This window comes from Pseudogemmobacter sp. W21_MBD1_M6 (assembly GCF_052119585.1).
Classification (GTDB): domain Bacteria; phylum Pseudomonadota; class Alphaproteobacteria; order Rhodobacterales; family Rhodobacteraceae; genus JBGQOJ01.
Genome location: NZ_JBGQOJ010000016.1, coordinates 55,115 through 73,482, shown reverse-complemented (window position 1 = coordinate 73,482; position 18,368 = coordinate 55,115). Strand labels below are relative to the sequence as shown.

General features: G+C 57.7%; 18 protein-coding genes and 1 tRNA gene. 9 read left to right on the top strand and 10 right to left on the bottom strand.

What is annotated here, in order from left to right:
* The first annotated feature begins 86 nt into the window (after window positions 1-86).
* Genes ACEN2R_RS15110 through ACEN2R_RS15095 form a run of 4 tightly spaced genes read left to right on the top strand, consistent with a single transcriptional unit; the run spans window position 87 to window position 3,961 of the window.
* Window positions 87-1,724 (top strand): FHIPEP family type III secretion protein, encoded by a 1,638-nt coding sequence (locus ACEN2R_RS15110; protein WP_442043506.1) that lies wholly within the window; start codon window positions 87-89, stop codon window positions 1,722-1,724.
* Complete coding sequence (locus ACEN2R_RS15105) at window positions 1,721-2,500, top strand: flagellar biosynthetic protein FliR (protein WP_442043505.1); 780 nt, start codon at window positions 1,721-1,723, stop codon at window positions 2,498-2,500. Before ACEN2R_RS15110 ends, ACEN2R_RS15105 begins: the two co-directional genes overlap by 4 nt.
* Window positions 2,497-3,585, top strand: a complete 1,089-nt coding sequence (locus tag ACEN2R_RS15100; protein ID WP_442043504.1) for an EscU/YscU/HrcU family type III secretion system export apparatus switch protein — start codon at window positions 2,497-2,499, stop codon at window positions 3,583-3,585. The genes ACEN2R_RS15105 and ACEN2R_RS15100 overlap by 4 nt, the downstream gene beginning before the upstream one ends.
* Before the next feature lies 1 nt (window position 3,586).
* Window positions 3,587-3,961, top strand: coding sequence for a hypothetical protein (locus ACEN2R_RS15095; RefSeq protein WP_442043503.1), 375 nt, complete (start codon window positions 3,587-3,589; stop codon window positions 3,959-3,961).
* On the opposite strand, the gene ACEN2R_RS15090 is transcribed toward ACEN2R_RS15095, so the two are convergent.
* From ACEN2R_RS15090 to ACEN2R_RS15050, 9 genes are read right to left on the bottom strand one after another with little or no spacing between them, the layout of a single operon-like run.
* Window positions 3,958-4,452, bottom strand: a complete 495-nt coding sequence (locus ACEN2R_RS15090; protein ID WP_442043502.1) for a flagellar basal body-associated FliL family protein — start codon at window positions 4,450-4,452, stop codon at window positions 3,958-3,960. The two genes, ACEN2R_RS15095 and ACEN2R_RS15090, sit on opposite strands and share 4 nt — an antisense overlap.
* Before the next feature lie 12 nt (window positions 4,453-4,464).
* Window positions 4,465-5,199, bottom strand: a complete 735-nt coding sequence (gene flgH, locus ACEN2R_RS15085) for a flagellar basal body L-ring protein FlgH (RefSeq protein WP_442043501.1) — start codon at window positions 5,197-5,199, stop codon at window positions 4,465-4,467.
* Window positions 5,200-5,226: 27 nt separating this feature from the next.
* Window positions 5,227-5,649, bottom strand: coding sequence for a flagellar basal body P-ring formation chaperone FlgA (gene flgA, locus ACEN2R_RS15080; protein ID WP_442043500.1), 423 nt, complete (start codon window positions 5,647-5,649; stop codon window positions 5,227-5,229).
* On the bottom strand, window positions 5,649-6,434 hold the full coding sequence (flgG, locus tag ACEN2R_RS15075) for a flagellar basal-body rod protein FlgG (RefSeq protein WP_442043499.1): 786 nt from the start codon (window positions 6,432-6,434) through the stop codon (window positions 5,649-5,651). The genes flgA and flgG overlap by 1 nt, the downstream gene beginning before the upstream one ends.
* 12 nt (window positions 6,435-6,446) lie before the next feature.
* Window positions 6,447-7,163, bottom strand: coding sequence for a flagellar hook-basal body complex protein (locus ACEN2R_RS15070; protein WP_442043498.1), 717 nt, complete (start codon window positions 7,161-7,163; stop codon window positions 6,447-6,449).
* A 3-nt stretch (window positions 7,164-7,166) separates the two neighbouring features.
* Complete coding sequence (locus ACEN2R_RS15065; RefSeq protein WP_442043497.1) at window positions 7,167-7,433, bottom strand: flagellar biosynthetic protein FliQ; 267 nt, start codon at window positions 7,431-7,433, stop codon at window positions 7,167-7,169.
* 3 nt (window positions 7,434-7,436) lie between these two features.
* Window positions 7,437-7,727: a flagellar hook-basal body complex protein FliE gene (gene fliE / locus ACEN2R_RS15060; protein ID WP_442043496.1), complete on the bottom strand. Its 291-nt coding sequence runs from the start codon at window positions 7,725-7,727 to the stop codon at window positions 7,437-7,439.
* Between the two features lie 12 nt (window positions 7,728-7,739).
* Window positions 7,740-8,132: a flagellar basal body rod protein FlgC gene (gene flgC / locus ACEN2R_RS15055; RefSeq protein WP_442043510.1), complete on the bottom strand. Its 393-nt coding sequence runs from the start codon at window positions 8,130-8,132 to the stop codon at window positions 7,740-7,742.
* A gap of 15 nt (window positions 8,133-8,147) precedes the next feature.
* Complete coding sequence (locus ACEN2R_RS15050; protein WP_442043495.1) at window positions 8,148-8,534, bottom strand: FlgB family protein; 387 nt, start codon at window positions 8,532-8,534, stop codon at window positions 8,148-8,150.
* An 89-nt stretch (window positions 8,535-8,623) separates the two neighbouring features.
* Here ACEN2R_RS15050 and ACEN2R_RS15045 point away from each other — a divergent pair, with 89 nt between their 5' ends.
* On the top strand, window positions 8,624-9,967 hold the full coding sequence (locus ACEN2R_RS15045; RefSeq protein WP_442043494.1) for a FliI/YscN family ATPase: 1,344 nt from the start codon (window positions 8,624-8,626) through the stop codon (window positions 9,965-9,967).
* An 82-nt stretch (window positions 9,968-10,049) separates the two neighbouring features.
* Here ACEN2R_RS15045 and ACEN2R_RS15040 read toward each other — a convergent pair.
* Window positions 10,050-10,135: transfer RNA gene (locus ACEN2R_RS15040), tRNA-Leu, on the bottom strand.
* Window positions 10,136-10,279: 144 nt separating this feature from the next.
* Here ACEN2R_RS15040 and ACEN2R_RS15035 point away from each other — a divergent pair.
* From ACEN2R_RS15035 to gltB, 4 genes are all read left to right on the top strand, one after another.
* Entirely contained in the window at window positions 10,280-11,269 is a 990-nt protein-coding gene (locus ACEN2R_RS15035) for a complex I NDUFA9 subunit family protein (RefSeq protein ID WP_442043493.1), read from the top strand.
* Between the two features lie 29 nt (window positions 11,270-11,298).
* The gene (locus ACEN2R_RS15030; protein WP_442043492.1) at window positions 11,299-12,105 is read left to right on the top strand and encodes an undecaprenyl-diphosphate phosphatase; all 807 of its coding nucleotides are present in this window, start codon (window positions 11,299-11,301) and stop codon (window positions 12,103-12,105) included.
* A 156-nt stretch (window positions 12,106-12,261) separates the two neighbouring features.
* Entirely contained in the window at window positions 12,262-13,695 is a 1,434-nt protein-coding gene (locus tag ACEN2R_RS15025) for an NAD(P)-dependent oxidoreductase (protein ID WP_442043491.1), read from the top strand.
* A 132-nt stretch (window positions 13,696-13,827) separates the two neighbouring features.
* Window positions 13,828-18,366, top strand: coding sequence for a glutamate synthase large subunit (gene gltB, locus ACEN2R_RS15020; RefSeq protein WP_442043490.1), 4,539 nt, complete (start codon window positions 13,828-13,830; stop codon window positions 18,364-18,366).
* Window positions 18,367-18,368 lie beyond the last annotated feature (2 nt).

Below are 18,368 nucleotides of genomic sequence, written 5' to 3'. Positions count from 1 at the left end.
CCACGTCATTGTCCTATCCCGCCCACCTGAAAATTAGAGAAAAATAGAGCGGCGGACAACTACGCTGACACAGGGGGCTGGACGCGATGCCTGGCAAACAGCTCGCTATCGACAGCGACGTTGCTGCCGGAGCGATTGATCATACCGAGGCGAAACTTCGGCGAGAGCGGGAGCAGGCTGAAACCACATTTTTCGGCTCACTTGATGGCGCGTCGAAATTCGTAAAAGGCGATGCGGTGGCAGGCCTGTTGATCACTGTCTTGAATTTGGTGATGGGCTTGATAATCGGCGTCACCATGCACGATATGCCACTAGGCAAGGCGTTCGAAACCTACGCGATCCTGACCGTTGGAGACGGGCTGGTCACCCAAATTCCGGCAGTCATCATATCTATCGCGTCAGCCCTTTTGCTGTCACGCGGTGGCGCAACGGGGGCAACCGACCTTGCCCTAGTCGCGCAGCTTGGCCGCTATCCATCGGCATTGGCGACGGTTGGCGTTCTGATGCTATTATTTGCGCTGGTCCCCGGAATGCCATTCATTCCCTTTCTTGCGGGTGCATTAACCCTGTTCGGGGCGGCCTGGATCGGGATGAAGGCGGTCGCCCGAAAGGCGTCCAAGGCCACTTCGACGCAAATTGTCGAAAATGCCATTCAGAATAGAAAATCCATGGGGGATATCTTGGATCTTGACGATATCCATGTCGAGTTTTCCCCGGATCTCGTCTCGATGGTTCTGGACCCGGCCACGGGCCTTGATGCCCGCATTGCAAATATGCGCACGCATGTCGCCAGCATGTTTGGGCTCATATTGCCCGAAATACGGTTAACCGACGATGCGTCATTGCCCCCGGGCTCCTATGTCATTCGCGTGCAAGGCGTCGAGCAGGTTCGCGACAGGTTGAGACCTGATATGGTTCTTGCGTTGATTTCCGGCAGTGAAGGTGATGTCGGGCCGGGAGAGGATGTGAAAGAACCGGTTTATGGCGCGCCGGCGCGCTGGATCGATCCGTTTCAGCAAGAAAAAGTCGCTATTTCCGGGGCGACGGTTGTGACGCCGACTGAAGTGCTTGCAACGCATCTTTTGGAGGTGTTGAAACGCAATTTTCCCAGACTGTTAACGCTAAAAGCACTCCGGCGCATCTTGGACGAATTTACGAATCTTTCCGATCAAGCCCGGTCCGACGCCAATCGCCGGATTCTGGATGAGCTGGTCCCCGACAAGGTTCCTATCGACCTTTTACTTGCCGTCATGCGACTACTTTTGGACGAGAGGGTCTCTGTGCGAAACCTGCCGCTAATCCTTGAATCAATTGCCGAGGCGCGCGGGACACATCCCAGCGCGGAGACGATATGTGAATATGTCCGGCAAAGGTTGGGATTTCAGTTGGTTGCGGAATTGCGCCGCGCTGACGGCACCATTCCATTGGTTCAATTGGCACCGGAATGGGAACAATCGTTCCGGAAATATCAGATCGACGGCGAGCGTGGCTTGCAGGATGTGGCCTTGCCCCCCGAGGAGTTCAATCGGCTCGCAAACGCGATTTCCGATCGTCTGGCGCGGGCCAGCGAGGCGGGTATCTATCCAGCGGTCGTCACGTCAATGCGCAGACGTAGATTTCTGAGAACGGTTCTGATGACAAAAGGCCTTGCGAATCCGGTCCTGTCATTCGAGGAAATCGGAATGGATGCACGCCCGTCCTTGGTCGGGATGGTCAGCGCATGACATCGTTGATTGATGGTTTGGGCGACTTGGGTCTGACTGGCCTGCAATCGACGTTTATTGTCTTTCTTCGGGTCGGATCAACGATGTTCATGTTGCCTGTCTTTGGCGAGAATACGATTCCGCAGCGCGTTCGCTTGGGCATTGCCCTATGTTTTACCGCGATTGTCACCCCTGCAGTGTCAGAGCGGTTCGGGGACATCCCGTTGGAATTCAAAGATTTTCCGCGATTTTTGGGAAGCGAGGTTATTGCCGGGTTGGCGCTTGGAATATCACTAAGACTTTTTGTAATTACGCTGCAAATCACGGGTTCCATTGCTGCCCAATCTACCTCGCTATCGCAGGTTTTCGGTGGCGCGGGGATGGAGCCGCAACCGGTTGTCGGGCACCTTCTTGTTTGGGGCGGACTGGCGCTTGCGGCCATGGCGGGCCTGCATGTCCGCGCGGCCGAGGCGATGATAATGTCGTACGAGATACTTCCCGCCGGTGCCTTGCCTGATGCTGGCGTCTTGCTTGAATGGGGTGTCGGCAGCATCGCTCATACCTTTTCTCTTGGCTTCACGCTGGCCTCGCCGTTTGTTCTAGCGTCGACCGTCTATAATGTCGCTATGGGGGTCATCAATCGCGCGATGCCACAGTTGATGGTTGCGATGGTCGGTGCCCCCGCCATCATTGCGGGCAGCCTGATATTGATGATGCTTGCTTTGCCCTTGCTTTTGTCCATCTGGATAGAGGCATTCCATTATGCTCTGGCGAACCCGTTTCAGGTGCCGCGATGAGCGATGGCGAAGACGCTGATGACAAGCAATATGATGCGTCGCAAAAGAAGCTGGATGATGCGCGTAAAAAAGGTGACATCGCGAAATCCACCGATCTGAACACCGCCGCCGCCTTTGGCGGGCTTTTGCTGGTCGCGAGTGTCTTCGGGTCTGCAAATATACGGGCATTCGGAGAGCATCTTATGGCGTTGATTGACCACGCGGATGGTCTGGGCGCCAGTGCTTTTTCCGGTTCGGGGTCCGCGATAGGCGGGGCGATAATGTACGAAGCCATGAAGGCCGCCGCACCATGGATCGGCGGCCCGGCCTTGGCGGTGTTGCTGTCGATTGTCGCACAACGCAGTTTCGTCGTCGCGCCGGAAAAGCTGGGGCCAAAGCTTTCCCGCATTTCCCTGATTGCCAATGCAAAGAACAAATTCGGGCGGAGCGGCCTTTTCGAATTTTCAAAAAGTATGGTCAAACTTTTTATTATCTCGGCCATTCTGGCAATTTTCTTTGTTCGCAGGACGGATGAGATGATTGCGTCAGCCGTGCTTTCGCCGCTGATGGTCGCAGGGTTGATGGGGCATTTGTTCGTGTCTTTTCTGTCCCTTGTTGTGCTGATCGCCTTCGTATTCGGCGGCGTCGATTACGCATGGCAACTGAACGAGCATGCGAGAAAACAAAAAATGACGCGCAAAGAATTGACCGACGAGTCTAAGGATAGCGAGGGTGATCCGCATATCAAACAGAAGCGCCGGCAAAAGGCCTATGAAATCGCGAACAACCAAATGATGAGCGCGGTTCCCACGGCGGACGTTATCATCGTGAACCCAACGCATTATGCTGTCGCACTCAAGTGGAATCGCAAATCCGGCGGCGCACCATCTTGTGTTGCAAAGGGTGCAGACGCAGTGGCCGCCCAAATTCGCAGGATTGCGGCGGAATCCGGTGTGCCAATTCACAGCGACCCACCAACCGCCAGGGCATTGTTCGCGCAGGTCGAGATCGGGGCCGAAATCCGGCTGGATCATTATCGCGCCGTGGCCGCCGCGATACGCTTTGCCGAAGCCATGCGAACCAAAGCAAAAGGAATGAAACGCTAATATGGAAATCAAGAAAATCGCGCATCTACAACAACTGACCGGTTTGATCGTGCAGGCCGATCTTGCGGCGTTAAAACAAACCGGCGCAGAGCGCATCGCCCTGGAACAAGATCTGGCAAATCTAGCTGCGATTTCAGGAGAGGAGGCCGTTCTATTGAATGGTTTTCAGCCGGCACAATTCTGCGGCGCACGTAACCGATGGGATCTGTGGCGCGACCGGGCGCGGATTGCGATGAACCAGAAGCTTGCCAGATTGCGGGTCCGCCAAGAGGAAGAACGGCAAGCTGTGCAAAAGTCTTTCGGGCGCGATCAGGCCGTTCAGGACATGTTTGATCGGTGCGTGATTGACGCTGAACGACGGCAGAACCGTTTTTAGTTGTCCTGACGAACCAGATCCATAATCAGAACGTCCGAAACAATGGCACCCAGAGTCCGGCGCGCAATCTCGAGCAGCGCGTCCCGCAGTAACCTCATCGAGTTTCCATTGGTGAAATCGCCATCAAAGCCACCCGCGCTGGCGTGTTCGAACAGCGTCTGGAGGAAAGCGTCGCGTAATTTAGGTTCTTTTTTGTAGACCGTTTCGCTTCCGCCGGTCGAAACTTCAAGGCTGAGCGAGAGCACAACCAAGGATGCGACATTTCCCTTCCTGATTATCGGAATGACGAACTGGTTGTTCAGTTTCACATAGTCGAGACCGGTTGGTTGGTCAGGGGATTCCGCGTCAACGACATTCGCGTGATCGGTCCCGGGTTTTTCGCAGGGATTGATTTCGACGATCTCGGACGGCGCCGGTTTAAACAGCACGCCAGCCCCCAATCCACCAGCCACACCAAGGATCGCCAGAAGTATCGGCAATAGTTTTTTCATTCCATCGCCCCTTCAGAACGGCAATACAATATCGGCAAGCTGTTGGCCGTAACGGGGTTGTTGCATATCGCTTATTTGCCCGCGTCCCCCGTATGAAATCCGCGCGGATGCGATTTTGTCATAGGTGATCTCGTTTTGGCGGGAAATATCTGCGGGGCGCACATAACCGGCCACCAGAAGCTCTCGGATTTCATGGTTCACACGCACTTCTTGCGAGCCTTGAATCGAAAGAACCCCGTTCTGCAAGACATCCACAATTGTGGCTGCCACCCTTAGCGTCAGCTTTTCGTTGCGTCTGACGCTGCCGTCGCCCGATGATGCGCTGGACGAGTTTGTCGACACTGCGCTGTCAAGAGAGGCACCTTCGGGCAATTTTGGATTGAGCCTTTGGGGAATGCCCAGAAGCTGTGGAATTCCCATTGATTCAGACCCACTGCGCGAACGTGACGTTGTATTGGAAATCTCGGCCTTCTCGTTGATTTCAATAACAACTGTCAGGATATCACCGCGCTGGACCGCGCGCCTGTCACCCAGCAAAGACTGCCGTTCCCTGCTCCAAAGGGAAGCCCGGTCGACATCGCGGTAGGTTTCAGCACTTTTGGGCAACCCGGGCGACATCATCGCGAATTCTTCTGTATTGCCTTGCGTCGGCGTTAATGCGGGAACCTGGCCAACATCCTTTATCCGGGCGCAACCCGACTGCGCCAATACGCAAGAAAGGAGAAGGATCTTAATCAAGTGGTGCATTGCGTCGTCCTGTTGGTTGGGGGGCGTTTATTGGCCGACAAGAACGTGACCGTTTTCGGCAATTCGACCTGTCACGGTTGTCCGTGAGGAAATGTTCATGACGCGAAGAGTATCACCGACGCCGCCCCGGCCAAGCGCGCGCCCTTCGGCCAGAATGGTCAACCCGTTACTTTTGAACACCAACGAAATAACCTGATTGCGGTCGATCACGGTGACCGGGCCAATATCCTCGGGGCGGATCGAACGTCCGGCATAAAGGACCACGCGGGTTTCAAGGCCGATGGCAGATCCTGCGTCCTTCAGGGCGCCAGGGACGGAATGCTGTCCGACGACAACATCATCCGCAGTGAGCACTGTGTTGCTTCTGACTGTTCGCGCGGCGATGAGCGTTTCGGCGTGCAGCACGACGGGGCTCGAAACGGCGAACAGGAGACCAAGGCACAGCCTCATCATCTCACCTGTGTAGCAGCGGCGAGCATCTGATCAGCGGCCGAAATCACCTTTGCATTTAGTTCATACCCGCGCTGCGCCTCGATCAGTTCGGTCACTTCGCGCACGGCATCAACCGATGAATCCTCGAGATAGCCTTGTCGCAACATGCCCAGCCCATTTTCGCCGGGGGTGCCCACAAGCGACGGGCCCGAACCGGCGGTTTCAAGAAACAGGTTGCTTCCCATCGCCTCCAACCCCTTGGGATTAGAGAAATTGGCAAGAGTGAATTGACCCAATAGCTCGGGTTCAACGCGATCATTGAAATAGGCATAGACCTCGCCTTCGCCGCTGATCGAAATGCTTCGCGCATCCGAAGGGATCGTGATGTCCGGCGCGATGGCGAAGCCGTCTGAGGTGACGATCAGCCCATCGGCAGAACGCTTCAGACCGCCATCGCGCGAATAGGCGGACAAGCCCGAGGGAAGTGTGACCTCGAGATAGCCGCTGCCCTCGATCGCGACGTCCAGATCGCCCCCGGTTTGAGACAACGCGCCCTGGGAAATGTTGACGGTGATCGACGCGGGCCGAACACCCAGACCCAATTGCACCCCGGTCGGCAGAACCGTTCCGTCGGATGCATTGATCGTGCCCGCGCGCGTCAATTGCTGATAGTGGAGGTCGGCGAATTCGGCCCGACGCGCATTGTATCCGGTCGTGTTCATGTTCGCGAGGTTGTTGGAAATGACCTCGACCCGCATCTGTTGGGCGCTCATGCCTGTTGCGGCAATTTTCAAGGCTTGCATGGTATGTCCTTTCTAGCGGCCAAGCGTCTGCAAAACGCCGCGAATACGTTCGTCTTCTTTTTCCAGAAATGATTGGCCCAGTTCGTAAGCGCGCTGAACTTCGATCATTCGTGCGACTTCAATGACGGGGTTCACGTTAGATCCTTCGAGAAACCCCTGAATGATGCGTGCGTCTTCGGCAGGAACTACACCGCCCTTTGCCTCGAAACGCACGCCGTTCTCGCGCGCCAGGTCCAGCGGATCGGCGGGGCGCACTGCGCCGATCTGGGTAAGCGGCCTGCCGTCTGCGCTGACGGTGCCGTCGGATGAGACGCTGATCGCCTTCGCGTCGGGCGGGATGAATATCGGCGAACCGCCACCGTCGAGCAGGCGGTAGCCCTCTGGCGTCACCAGCTCTCCCTCGGGGTTTGGCGTGAACGCGCCCGCGCGGCTAAGTCGTTGACCGTCCGGCGTGTCGATCAAGAAGAACCCCTCTCCCTCGATTGCAAAGTCGAACGATCCGTTAGTCGGGCTGAGAGAGCCCTGTTGTTCGTTAGTCACACGGACGTCGGCAGAGGCCATGGACAATGATTCGTCCGTTCGGCCAAGCGCCCTGATATGTTCGGCAAAGATCACACCTTCCTTGCGGAAGCCGGTGGTCGACAGGTTGGCGATGTTGTTCGCAACCGCCTGCATCTCGCGCATCAGGCCCGATTGCCGGGTAAGGGTTGCGTATGTCGCATTGTCCATAGGTCAGACCCCCACAATCAAAGGGATAAGGCGATTGGTGAGAAAGGCGACCAATGTGTCGGTCATGAACCCCATGGTGATCCAGAAAACCGCCAGCATTGCAGCAACTTTCGGGACAAATGTCAGCGTCATTTCCTGAACTGAGGTCAGTGCCTGGAACAGGCCGATGACCAATCCCGCGATCAGGGCAACCATCAGGACGGGCATCGAGATCACCACCGCGACCCAAAGAGCCTGCTGAAGAACATCGTAGAAGATCAGGTCATCCATTGGTTAAACCGGCATCCGCAGGATTTCCTGGTAGGCTTCGACGACCTTGTCGCGAACAGTCACGGCGGTTTCAACCGCAAGCTCTGTCTGGGCAAGCGCCTGAACCAACGCGTGGGCATCGGCACCGCCGGTCATGGCAGACAGTGCGGTTTGCTCTCCTTGCTGAAGGGTTGTGGCGAAATCATTTGCCAAGCGGCTGAAACCGTTCGGCTGTCCGGTGGGATCCGGCTTGGGGGCCGTCGCGGGGCGGGTGGCGGCATATTGCTGGGCCGCGAGCGAAGATCTGATATCCATCTCGGTTCTCCTTTATCGGCGAAGCAGATCAAGCAGTGCACTCGACATTTGTCGGACCTGATCGAACATTTTCAGATTCGCCTCGTAGCTGCGCTGCGCTTCGCGCGCATCAGCAATTTCGACCACCAGATCGACATTCGATCCATCATAGTAGCCGGCTTCGTTGGCCATCGGGTGGCCTGGGTCGTAGATCTGTTCCAGTTCTGCCCGGTCCAGTTTCACTGGCCCGCTCCTCACCAGTCCGGTGCGCTGCCCCGCCTCGATCGTTTCTTCGAACGTGGATGTTTTTCGCCGAAAACCGGGGGTATCCGTGTTGGCGATATTCTCTGACACATGGCGCAAGCGACTTGCCTGCGCTTTCATGCCGCTCGCCGACATCGCCAAAGTTTTCATCAGGTCGCTCATCATGTCATCCCCTGCTTATCTTCGGCCAAGGCTCGTGCGCAGAATGCCCAGCGCACTTTTGTAGATTGCCAGTGCGGTTTCATGCTGATGGCGGACTTCCCCGGATTTCATCATCTCGGTCTCGAGAGAGACGGAATTGCCGTTCGGGGACATGTTTTCCTCAGCCGTGATCTGCTTGAATCCGTGCGAGGCGCTTTCGTAGGCAAGATGGGTTGTGCGGGTCGCAACAAGGCCCGATCCAGTGTCCTGATTTCGAAAGCTATCGGCAAAAGATGCGATGTCCCGCGCCTTGAAACCGGGGGTGTCGGCGTTGGCAATGTTGCCGGCGATAGCAGACTGACGCGCGCTGGCGTGGGTCGCCATTGACTGCGCCATCTTGAAGATATCCAGTTTTTCGAACATCGGGGCTTCTCCCTCGATAGGTTTCAACCAAGCCTTAACTGTGATTCCTTTAGAAAGAGTTTTCAAAGGCACAGGAGAATCCGGTGATAGTGAAAAGCAGATCCAATGAGCTGGAACGGCTGAAGGCCGCGTTCTCGGGCCTCGTTACATCGCGGCGCATTGGTCGGGTCAGTGCCGTCGGCGGTGGTGTGGTCGAAGTGTCGGGCCTGTCCGATATCGCAATGCAGGGCGATCAGGTGCGGGTTATCCCCCAGAACGGACCCAGAATTGGGGGCGAGGTCCTGTCACTTTCTCCGCGCGCCATCACTGTCTTGTTGGGGGGCAGTGCGGTCGGTATTTCGATAGGGGATCTGGTAGAGCTGATCGGCCCCGTTGGTCTTGCCCCTGATCCGGGCTGGATTGGACGGGTCATTGATCCGTTCGGACAGCCGCTTGACGGAGCTCCTCTCGGCGGCGGCACGCGCAATCGCCCACTGCAATGCCTGCCGCCGCCTGCGACAGAACGACGGCCTTTGGGTCAAAGGCTGGAAACGGGATTGTCCGTGTTCAATACCCTGCTGCCTATTGTAAGAGGACAACGGATCGGGCTTTTTGCAGGATCGGGGGTGGGGAAATCCAGCTTGCTGTCCAACCTCGCCAAGGACTTGCAGGCCGATGTCGTCGTGATCGCCCTTGTCGGAGAGAGAGGGCGCGAAGTGCGGGATTTCGTCGAGGATGTTCTGGGACCGGACGGCATGGCGCGATCTGTGGTCGTTGCGGCAACATCCGACCAGTCGCCTCTGATGCGTCGCCGCTGTGCGTTGGCGGCTATGTGCGTCGCCGAATCCTTTCGTGACCAAGGCCTGCAGGTGCTTCTACTGGTCGATTCAATCACCCGTTTTGCCGAAGCACACCGCGAGATCGCGATTGCCGCCGGTGAGCCTTCGACACTTCGGGGGTTTCCGGCGTCGACCTCTCAGTCGATCATGTCGCTGTGCGAGCGTGCCGGTCCCGGCCTCGCTGGTCAAGGCGATATAACGGCGGTGTTTTCCGTTCTGGTCGCTGGTTCGGATATGGACGAACCCGTGGCCGACATTCTGCGGGGCGTTCTGGATGGGCACATTGTTATGGATCGCAAAATTGCCGAACGAGGAAGGTTTCCGGCAATTGATCTTTTGCGATCCGTCTCTCGTAGTCTGCCGCGGGCTGCAACTTCTGAGGAAAACGCACTGATCGCAAACGCGCGCCGTCTGCTGGGGGCCTATGACCGGTCAGAGATGATGATCCAGGCGGGCCTCTATACCGTGGGGTCTGACCCATTGCTGGACGCGGCGTTGCGTGTCTGGCCCCAACTGGACGCGTTTCTGGCAGAGACCGCCGAGACGGGGATCGCAGGGTGCTTTCACAGGCTCGCTGCCATTCTGGAGCAAGCAGACACATTACCACCGAAATAATCGACAGTGGTGTGAACAGCCCGGATTCAAAACCAAAAAAACCGCCTGAGCGATTTATTTTGGTCAAGTCTTTTTAGATTTTTGGTGCCCAGGAGAGGACTCGAACCTCCACATCGTTGCCAATACTAGCACCTGAAGCTAGCGCGTCTACCATTCCGCCACCTGGGCAGGTGTCGTCGTGAGAGGCGATCTAATGTGTAGTGCAGGCACTGTCAACGGCTCCTTTTCAGTAAATCGACCGTATGTGATAGCGACTTGTTCCCGCGTCGCTAGAAAGCTATTGAACTAGCAACCTATATGCGGAGGCATCCCATGTCCAAACTTGTTACTATTTATGGCGGATCCGGCTTTGTCGGTCGTTATATTGTGCGCCGAATGGCGAAAGCCGGCTGGCGCGTGCGCGTTGCTGTCCGGCATCCGAACGACGCATTGTTTGTCAGGCCCTATGGCGCCGTCGGGCAGGTAGAGCCTGTTTTGTGCAACATCCGCGATGATGCCTCGGTCCGGTCCGTGATGCAGGGCGCCGATGCGGTTGTGAATTGCGTGGGCATCCTGAACGAGACTGGCAAGAACAGCTTTGATGCGGTTCAGTCCGAAGGTGCGGAGCGTGTTGCGCGCATCGCGGCGGAAGAGGGTGTTGGCCGTATGGTTCAACTCTCGGCGATCGGTGCCGATCCTGACAGCGAAAGCGACTATGCCCGCACCAAGGCGCTGGGCGAAGAGGCTGTGCTGCGGCGATTTCCGTCGGCCGTTATCCTTCGCCCTTCGGTAATTTTCGGATCGGAAGACGGATTTTTCAACCGTTTCGCCGGGATGTCGCGATTCGGTCCGGTGCTGCCTGTTGTTGGCGCGGATACCCGGTTTCAGCCGGTTTACGTTGACGATGTTGCCGCTGCCGCCGAACGGGCGTTGCTGGGGGATGTCGCGCCTGGCGTCTATGAATTGGGTGGTCCAGATGTGCGGAGCTTCCGCGAGTTGATGGAGGACATGCTGACCGTGATCCACCGCCGCCGTCTGATTTTGAACCTGCCGTTCTTTGCCGCCAATATCATGGGCGGTGTGTTTGATGTCTTGCAGACGATCTCGCTGGGTCTGTTCACCAATACTTTGGTTACACGCGATCAGGTTCGCAATCTGCGGGTCGACAATGTCGTGTCCGAGGGGGCCAGGGGTTTGGCTGATCTTGGGGTCAAGCCCACGGCAATGGGCGCTGTTCTGCCTGACTATCTGTGGCGGTTTCGCCCGTCGGGCCAGTTTGACGCGATCAAAGACAGCGCCAAGAACCTTCGCAAGCATTCCTGACATTAGCTTCGGCAAAAGGCGACCTGACCATGGGTGATTCCACCACCATTGCCGCCCTGTTGCTGGGTCTTCTTGAGGGTCTGACAGAGTTTATCCCCGTTTCCTCGACGGGGCATATTCTGTTAGCGGGGCATTTTCTTGGGTTTAACTCTGCCGGGAAAACATTCGAGGTGGTGATCCAGCTTGGCGCGATTGTTGCCATTCTGATTGTCTACTTCTCGCGGCTTCTTGGCGTTGCAATGGCGTTTCCGACCGATCCCGCCGCGCGGCGCTTTGTGTGGTCTGTGTTGCTGGCGTTTTTACCTGCGGTGGTGATTGGCGTGCTGGGGCATGATTTCATCAAGACCGTGCTGTTCGAAACCCCAATGCTGATCGCTATCATGTTGATCCTTGGCGGTTTTGTTCTGATTTTTGTTGACCGGATGAACCTGCGGATCACCCATGACGATGCAATGAGGTTTCCGCCAAAGATGGCGTTGATCATCGGCGTGATTCAGTGTTTGGCGATGATACCGGGCGTGTCGCGCAGTGGCGCCACGATCGTTGGCGGAATGCTGATGGGGGCGGGCAAAAGGGCTGCGGCAGAATTCTCGTTCTTTTTGTCGATGCCGACAATGGCGGGGGCCTTTGCCTATGACCTGTACAAGAACCGTGATGTGCTGGATGCCGGTGCGATCAACGAGATTGCCATTGGGTTTATCGCCGCATTTGTGGCAGCGATTTTGGTGGTTAACTGGGTGTTGGGATATGTCAGCCGTAATGGATATGCCCTGTTCGGCTGGTGGCGAATCATCATCGGAACGGCGGCTATGGCGGCACTTTTGGCTGGGTTTTGAATGATAGGTAAGTTGTGCTGTCATAATTTCGCGAATTATTTTCGAAACAAGGTCAAAAAGTCTTACGTAATCGAATAATAGGTCAGCCTTGCTGCCTTTTCTTTTCCGCAACCCCAACGTAAACAATCGAACCTGCAAAATTCGGGAGGTTCGACCATGGCCAAGCAACGCATGCTTCAGTTTGTAAACGTGGGCAAAGAAATGCCTGAAAAGCGTCCTCCCAATTTGCGGGCAAAGGACTTCGACGAGATTTACGCAGAGTATGCGACCCCGAAGGCCGAAGAGCAGGCGGGGCGGTGCAGCCAGTGTGGTGTGCCCTATTGCCAGACGCATTGCCCGCTGCATAACAACATCCCCGACTGGCTGCGCCTGACGGCGGAAGGCCGGTTGCAGGAGGCCTACGAGCTTTCGCAGGCAACCAACACATTCCCCGAGATTTGTGGCCGCATCTGCCCGCAGGATCGCCTGTGCGAAGGCAACTGCGTGATCGAACAATCCGGCCACGGCACGGTTACGATCGGCGCGGTCGAGAAATACATCACCGACACCGCGTGGGAAAACGGGTGGGTCAAACCTATCCAGCCGCGTACGGAGCGGGCTGAAAGCGTCGGCATCATCGGTGCGGGCCCCGGCGGTCTTGCCGCCGCGGATATGCTGCGGCGTCAGGGATTTCAGGTGACGGTGTATGACCGTTATGACCGCGCAGGCGGCCTGTTGACCTATGGTATTCCCGGTTTCAAACTGGAAAAAGACATTGTTATGGCCCGTATCCAGCAGCTGGAACTGGGTGGCGTGCAGTTTGTGCTGAACTGCAATGTCGGCGAAGACATGAGCTTTCACGCGATCCGCGGGCAGCATGACGCTGTTCTGATTGCGACCGGCGTTTACAAGACGCGCGATTTGCAGGGGCCCGGTGCGGGTGCTGATGGCATTGTGCGCGCCATCGACTTTCTGACGGCCAGCAACAAAAAATCCTTTGGCGATGATGTGCCAGAGTTCGACAACGGAGAGTTGGACGCACGCGGCAAGCGCGTTGTTGTAATCGGCGGCGGCGATACCGCGATGGATTGCGTCCGCACGTCGATCCGTCAGGGCGCGACTTCGGTCAAATGCCTGTATCGCCGTGACCGCGAAAACATGCCCGGATCACTGCGAGAAGTGCAAAACGCCGAAGAAGAAGGCGTGGAGTTTGTTTGGCTGACCGCGCCAAAAGGCTTTACCGGCGACAGCGTCGAAGGCGTCATGGTGCAAAAGATGCGTTTGGGCGCGCCTGATGCCACCGGTCGCCGCGCGCCCGAACTGATCGAAGGGGCCGATTATATCGAAAAGGCCGATCTGGTCATCAAGGCGCTGGGATTCGAGCCGGAAGACCTGCCCGCGCTTTGGGGGGTGCCAGAACTGGAAGTGACCCGTTGGGGCACGATCAAGGCCGATTTCAAAACGCATGAAACCAACCTGCCCGGCGTCTATGCGGCGGGGGATATCGTGCGCGGTGCATCGCTGGTTGTCTGGGCGATCCGGGACGGGCGCGAAGCGGCAGAGGCGATCATGGAATATGTGAACGCAGCGGCGAGCGTGGCGGCGGAATAGGCAAAATCAGGCGGAGCACATCGGATGCACAGATCATGCGCATTCGATGCAGACGCCAATGAGCATTGGAACTTTCGGCAGGCGAACTGGGTCAAGGCCCCTGACCTGCAAGATGAATGAAAGGTGACCGACATGACCATCTATGACGAGAACTGGGTTGCGAAAGAGGAAGCCAACCGCAAGTGGCTGGCAGAGAACGGGATGTATTCCGAAGAGGAAGAGCATTCGTCCTGCGGTGTCGGACTGGTTGTCGCGCTGGATGGCAACGCCACACGCAAGGTTGTCGAAAACGGAATTGAAGCGCTGAAAGCGATCTGGCACCGCGGCGCTGTCGACGCCGACGGCAAGACCGGCGACGGTGCGGGTATTCACGTTCAAATTCCGGTAAAGTTTTTCTACGATCAGATCCGCCGCACCGGTCACGAACCGCATATGGACCAGATGATCGCAGTGGGTCAGGTGTTCCTGCCGCGTACCAACTTTGGTGCACAGGAGACGTGCCGGACGATTATCGAGTCCGAAGTGCTGCGCATGGGCTATTACATCTATGGCTGGCGCCACGTTCCGGTGAACGTCGATTGCCTTGGCGAGAAGGCCAACGCGACACGCCCCGAGATCGAGCAGATCCTGATTTCGAATTCCAAGGGTGTGGACGAGGAAACATTCGAGCGCGAGCTGTATGTCATTCGTCGCCGTATCGAGAAAGCGGCGGCTGCGTCCGGCATTCAGGGCCTGTATCTGTGCAGCCTGTCGTGCCGTTCGATCATCTACAAAGGCATGATGCTGGCCGAGCAGGTTGCGGTGTTTTACCCCGACCTGATGGACGAGCGGTTCGAGAGCGCGTTCGCGATCTATCACCAGCGGTATTCGACGAACACCTTCCCTCAGTGGTGGCTGGCACAGCCATTCCGCATGCTGGCGCACAATGGCGAGATCAATACGCTGAAGGGCAACGTCAATTGGATGAAGAGCCACGAAATTCGGATGGCCTCGTCGACGTTCGGCGACATGGCAGAGGACATCAAGCCCATCATCCCGCAGGGCACGTCGGATTCCGGCGCACTGGATGCGGTGTTCGAGGTGCTGGTGCGGGCGGGGCGTTCCGCGCCGATGGCAAAAACGATGCTGGTGCCGGAAAGCTGGTCCAAGCAGGCGAAAGAACTGCCCGACGCGTGGCGCGACATGTATTCCTACTGCAACTCTGTGATGGAGCCATGGGACGGCCCTGCCGCGCTTGCGATGACCGATGGCCGCTGGGTATGCGCCGGTCTGGACCGCAACGGTCTGCGCCCGATGCGCTATGTCGTTTCGGGCGACGGCCTGCTGATTGCCGGGTCCGAGGCGGGCATGGTGCCGACGGACGAGGCGCGCGTTGTGGAAAAGGGTGCATTGGGACCGGGGCAGATGATTGCCGTCGATATGAAGACAGGCACGCTGTATCACGACGTTGAAATCAAGAACCGTCTTGCCGGCAGCCAGCCCTTCGGGGACTGGGTTGGCAAGATCAACGACCTTGAGGAAACGCTGTCGGGCGTCAAGGAATTGCCGATCTTCACCGGATCAGAACTGCGCAAGCGCCAGATCGCGGCGGGATACAGCATCGAAGAGCTGGAGCAGATTCTGGCGCCGATGGCAGAGGACGCGAAAGAGGCGCTTGCCTCTATGGGGGATGACACGCCAAGTGCGGTCTTGTCCGAGAAGTATCGCCCGCTGAGCCATTTCTTTCGCCAGAACTTTAGCCAGGTCACCAACCCACCGATCGACAGCTTGCGCGAATACCGCGTGATGAGCCTGAAAACGCGGTTCGGAAACCTGAAGAACGTGTTGGACGAAGACAGCAGCCAGACCGAAATTCTGGTTCTGGACAGCCCGTTCATCGGCAACGAGCAGTTTATCGAAATGACGAAATGCTTTAACGCGCCGATGGTCGAGATCGACTGTTCTTTTCCGCATGGCGACGACAATGGGGCCTTGCAAAAGGCGCTGATCCGTATCCGGTCAGAGGCAGAGGATGCCGTGCGTTCGGGGGCCGGGCATCTTGTTCTCACCGACCAGCATCAGGGGCCGGACCGCGTGGCGATGCCGATGATCCTTGCAACCTCGGCTGTGCATTCGTGGCTGACCCGCAAGGGCCTGCGGACGTTCTGTTCGATGAACATCCGGTCGGCGGAATGCATCGACGCGCATTACTTTGCGGTTCTGATCGGTTGTGGCGCGACAACGGTCAACGCCTATCTGGCCGAAGATTCGCTGTCTGACCGGATTGATCGCGGCCTGCTGGACGGCACATTGTCCGAGGCGGTCGCGCGATATCGTTATGCGATTGATCAGGGTCTGTTGAAGATCATGGCGAAGATGGGGATCTCTGTGATTTCCAGCTATCGTGGTGGCCTGAACTTCGAGGCGGTGGGCCTGTCCCGCGCCATGGTAGCGGAATTCTTCCCCGGCATGACCAGCCGTATTTCCGGCATCGGCGTGCACGGCATCCAGCGCAAGCTGGAGCAAGTCCACGCGCAGGGTTTCCTTGGCGGGTCCGACGTTCTGCCGATCGGCGGTTTCTACAAGGCACGCCGTTCCGGTGAAAAGCACGCGTGGGAGGCGCAGACGATGCATATGTTGCAGGCCGCCTGCAACACGGCATCGTTCGAGATGTGGAAGCGGTTCTCGGCCGCGATGCGGGCGAACCCGCCGATTCACCTGCGCGACCTGTTGGACATCAAGGCGCTGGGCAACCCCGTGCCGATCGAGGAGGTGGAAAGCATCACCTCTATCCGCAAGCGGTTCATCACGCCCGGCATGTCGCTGGGTGCCTTGTCGCCAGAGGCGCACAAGACGCTGAACGTGGCGATGAACCGGATCGGGGCCAAGTCCGATTCTGGCGAGGGCGGCGAAGATCCGGCGCATTTCCACCCCGAACCGAACGGCGACAACCCCAGCGCGAAGATCAAACAGGTGGCCTCTGGCCGCTTCGGTGTGACAGCCGAATACCTGAACCAGTGCGAAGAGCTGGAGATCAAGGTGGCGCAGGGCGCCAAGCCCGGCGAGGGTGGCCAGTTGCCCGGCATGAAGGTGACAGAGCTGATCGCGCGCCTGCGTCATGCGACGCCGGGTGTGATGCTGATTTCACCGCCTCCGCACCATGACATCTATTCGATCGAGGATCTGGCACAGCTGATCTACGACCTCAAGCAGATCAACCCGCGCGCCAAGGTGACGGTAAAGCTGGTCAGTCAATCGGGTGTTGGCACGATTGCCGCCGGTGTGGCCAAGGCCAAGGCCGATATCATCCTGATTTCGGGTCACAACGGCGGCACTGGTGCCAGCCCTGCGACGTCGATCAAATACGCCGGTCTGCCATGGGAAATGGGTCTGACCGAGGCGCATCAGGTTCTGTCGATGAACAAGCTGCGCGAGCGTGTGACCTTGCGCACCGATGGCGGGCTTCGCACCGGGCGTGACATCGTCATGGCGGCCATGATGGGGGCCGAGGAATACGGCATCGGCACCGCCGCCTTGATCGCGATGGGCTGCATCATGGTGCGTCAATGCCAGTCGAACACCTGCCCCGTGGGGGTTTGCACACAAGACCCTGCGCTGCGTGACAAGTTCACCGGCACGGCAGACAAGGTGGTCAACCTGATCACGTTCTACGCACAGGAAGTGCGCGAAATCCTTGCCAGCATCGGGGCACGGTCCATCGACGATATCATCGGTCGGGCCGACCTGCTGACGCAGGTGTCGCGTGGATCGGCGCATCTGGATGATCTGGACCTGAACCCGCTGTTGATCACCGTCGATGGCGCGGAAAAGATTGTTTACGACCGTATGAAGCCCCGCAATTTTGTGCCCGACACGCTGGACGCAGAGATTGTGGCGGATGCGCAGCGGTTCCTGAACGATGGCGAGAAGATGCAGTTGTCCTATGCGGTGCGCAACACGCACCGGACGATCGGCACTCGTGTTTCCAGCCATATCGTCCAGAACTTTGGGATGCGGAACAACCTGCAACCCGACCACCTGACCGTCAAACTGACAGGCAGCGCGGGCCAGTCGTTGGGGGCCTTTGCCGCCCCTGGCCTGAAGCTGGAAGTGTCGGGCGATGCGAACGACTACGTTGGCAAGGGCCTGTCGGGCGGCACGATCATCGTGCGCCCGCCGATGCATTCGCCGCTGGTGGCGTCCGAGAATACGATCATTGGCAATACCGTGCTTTATGGCGCCACCGACGGCTATCTGTTTGCCGCCGGTCGCGCGGGGGAACGGTTCGCGGTTCGCAACTCTGGTGCGAAGGTCGTGATCGAAGGCTGCGGATCGAACGGGTGCGAGTATATGACCGGCGGCGTTGCCGTGATCCTTGGCACGATCGGGGCCAACTTTGGCGCGGGCATGACGGGTGGTATGGCGTATCTTTACGACCCCAAAGGCGAAGCCGAGGATATGATGAACCTCGAGACTTTGGTCACCTGCGGTGTGTCTGTTCCTTATTGGGCCAACCAACTGAAAACGCTGATCGAGCGTCACGCAGCAGAGACAGGAAGCCGGAAGGCAGCAGAAATCCTGACCCATTGGGATCTGGAACTGCCGAACTTCCTTCAGGTGTGCCCGAAAGAAATGCTGGTGCATATTCCTCACCCGCTCAGTATCGAAGAACAGGCTATTCCGGCGGAATAGTC

What these genes read in the sequence shown, in the direction of transcription:
- flgH (WP_442043501.1), bottom strand. Translation starts at nt 5,199, where the DNA reads ATGCACCACTTGATTAAGATCCTTCTCCTTTCTTGCGTATTGGCGCAG.
- ACEN2R_RS15035 (WP_442043493.1), top strand. Translation starts at nt 10,280, where the DNA reads ATGTCCAAACTTGTTACTATTTATGGCGGATCCGGCTTTGTCGGTCGT.
- ACEN2R_RS15030 (WP_442043492.1), top strand. Translation starts at nt 11,299, where the DNA reads ATGGGTGATTCCACCACCATTGCCGCCCTGTTGCTGGGTCTTCTTGAG.
- ACEN2R_RS15105 (WP_442043505.1), top strand. Translation starts at nt 1,721, where the DNA reads ATGACATCGTTGATTGATGGTTTGGGCGACTTGGGTCTGACTGGCCTG.
- fliE (WP_442043496.1), bottom strand. Translation starts at nt 7,727, where the DNA reads ATGGATATCAGATCTTCGCTCGCGGCCCAGCAATATGCCGCCACCCGC.
- ACEN2R_RS15025 (WP_442043491.1), top strand. Translation starts at nt 12,262, where the DNA reads ATGGCCAAGCAACGCATGCTTCAGTTTGTAAACGTGGGCAAAGAAATG.
- ACEN2R_RS15090 (WP_442043502.1), bottom strand. Translation starts at nt 4,452, where the DNA reads ATGAAAAAACTATTGCCGATACTTCTGGCGATCCTTGGTGTGGCTGGT.
- ACEN2R_RS15050 (WP_442043495.1), bottom strand. Translation starts at nt 8,534, where the DNA reads ATGTTCGAAAAACTGGATATCTTCAAGATGGCGCAGTCAATGGCGACC.
- ACEN2R_RS15070 (WP_442043498.1), bottom strand. Translation starts at nt 7,163, where the DNA reads ATGGACAATGCGACATACGCAACCCTTACCCGGCAATCGGGCCTGATG.
- ACEN2R_RS15065 (WP_442043497.1), bottom strand. Translation starts at nt 7,433, where the DNA reads ATGGATGACCTGATCTTCTACGATGTTCTTCAGCAGGCTCTTTGGGTC.
- gltB (WP_442043490.1), top strand. Translation starts at nt 13,828, where the DNA reads ATGACCATCTATGACGAGAACTGGGTTGCGAAAGAGGAAGCCAACCGC.
- ACEN2R_RS15095 (WP_442043503.1), top strand. Translation starts at nt 3,587, where the DNA reads ATGGAAATCAAGAAAATCGCGCATCTACAACAACTGACCGGTTTGATC.
- flgC (WP_442043510.1), bottom strand. Translation starts at nt 8,132, where the DNA reads ATGAGCGACCTGATGAAAACTTTGGCGATGTCGGCGAGCGGCATGAAA.
- flgG (WP_442043499.1), bottom strand. Translation starts at nt 6,434, where the DNA reads ATGCAAGCCTTGAAAATTGCCGCAACAGGCATGAGCGCCCAACAGATG.
- ACEN2R_RS15100 (WP_442043504.1), top strand. Translation starts at nt 2,497, where the DNA reads ATGAGCGATGGCGAAGACGCTGATGACAAGCAATATGATGCGTCGCAA.
- flgA (WP_442043500.1), bottom strand. Translation starts at nt 5,649, where the DNA reads ATGAGGCTGTGCCTTGGTCTCCTGTTCGCCGTTTCGAGCCCCGTCGTG.
- ACEN2R_RS15110 (WP_442043506.1), top strand. Translation starts at nt 87, where the DNA reads ATGCCTGGCAAACAGCTCGCTATCGACAGCGACGTTGCTGCCGGAGCG.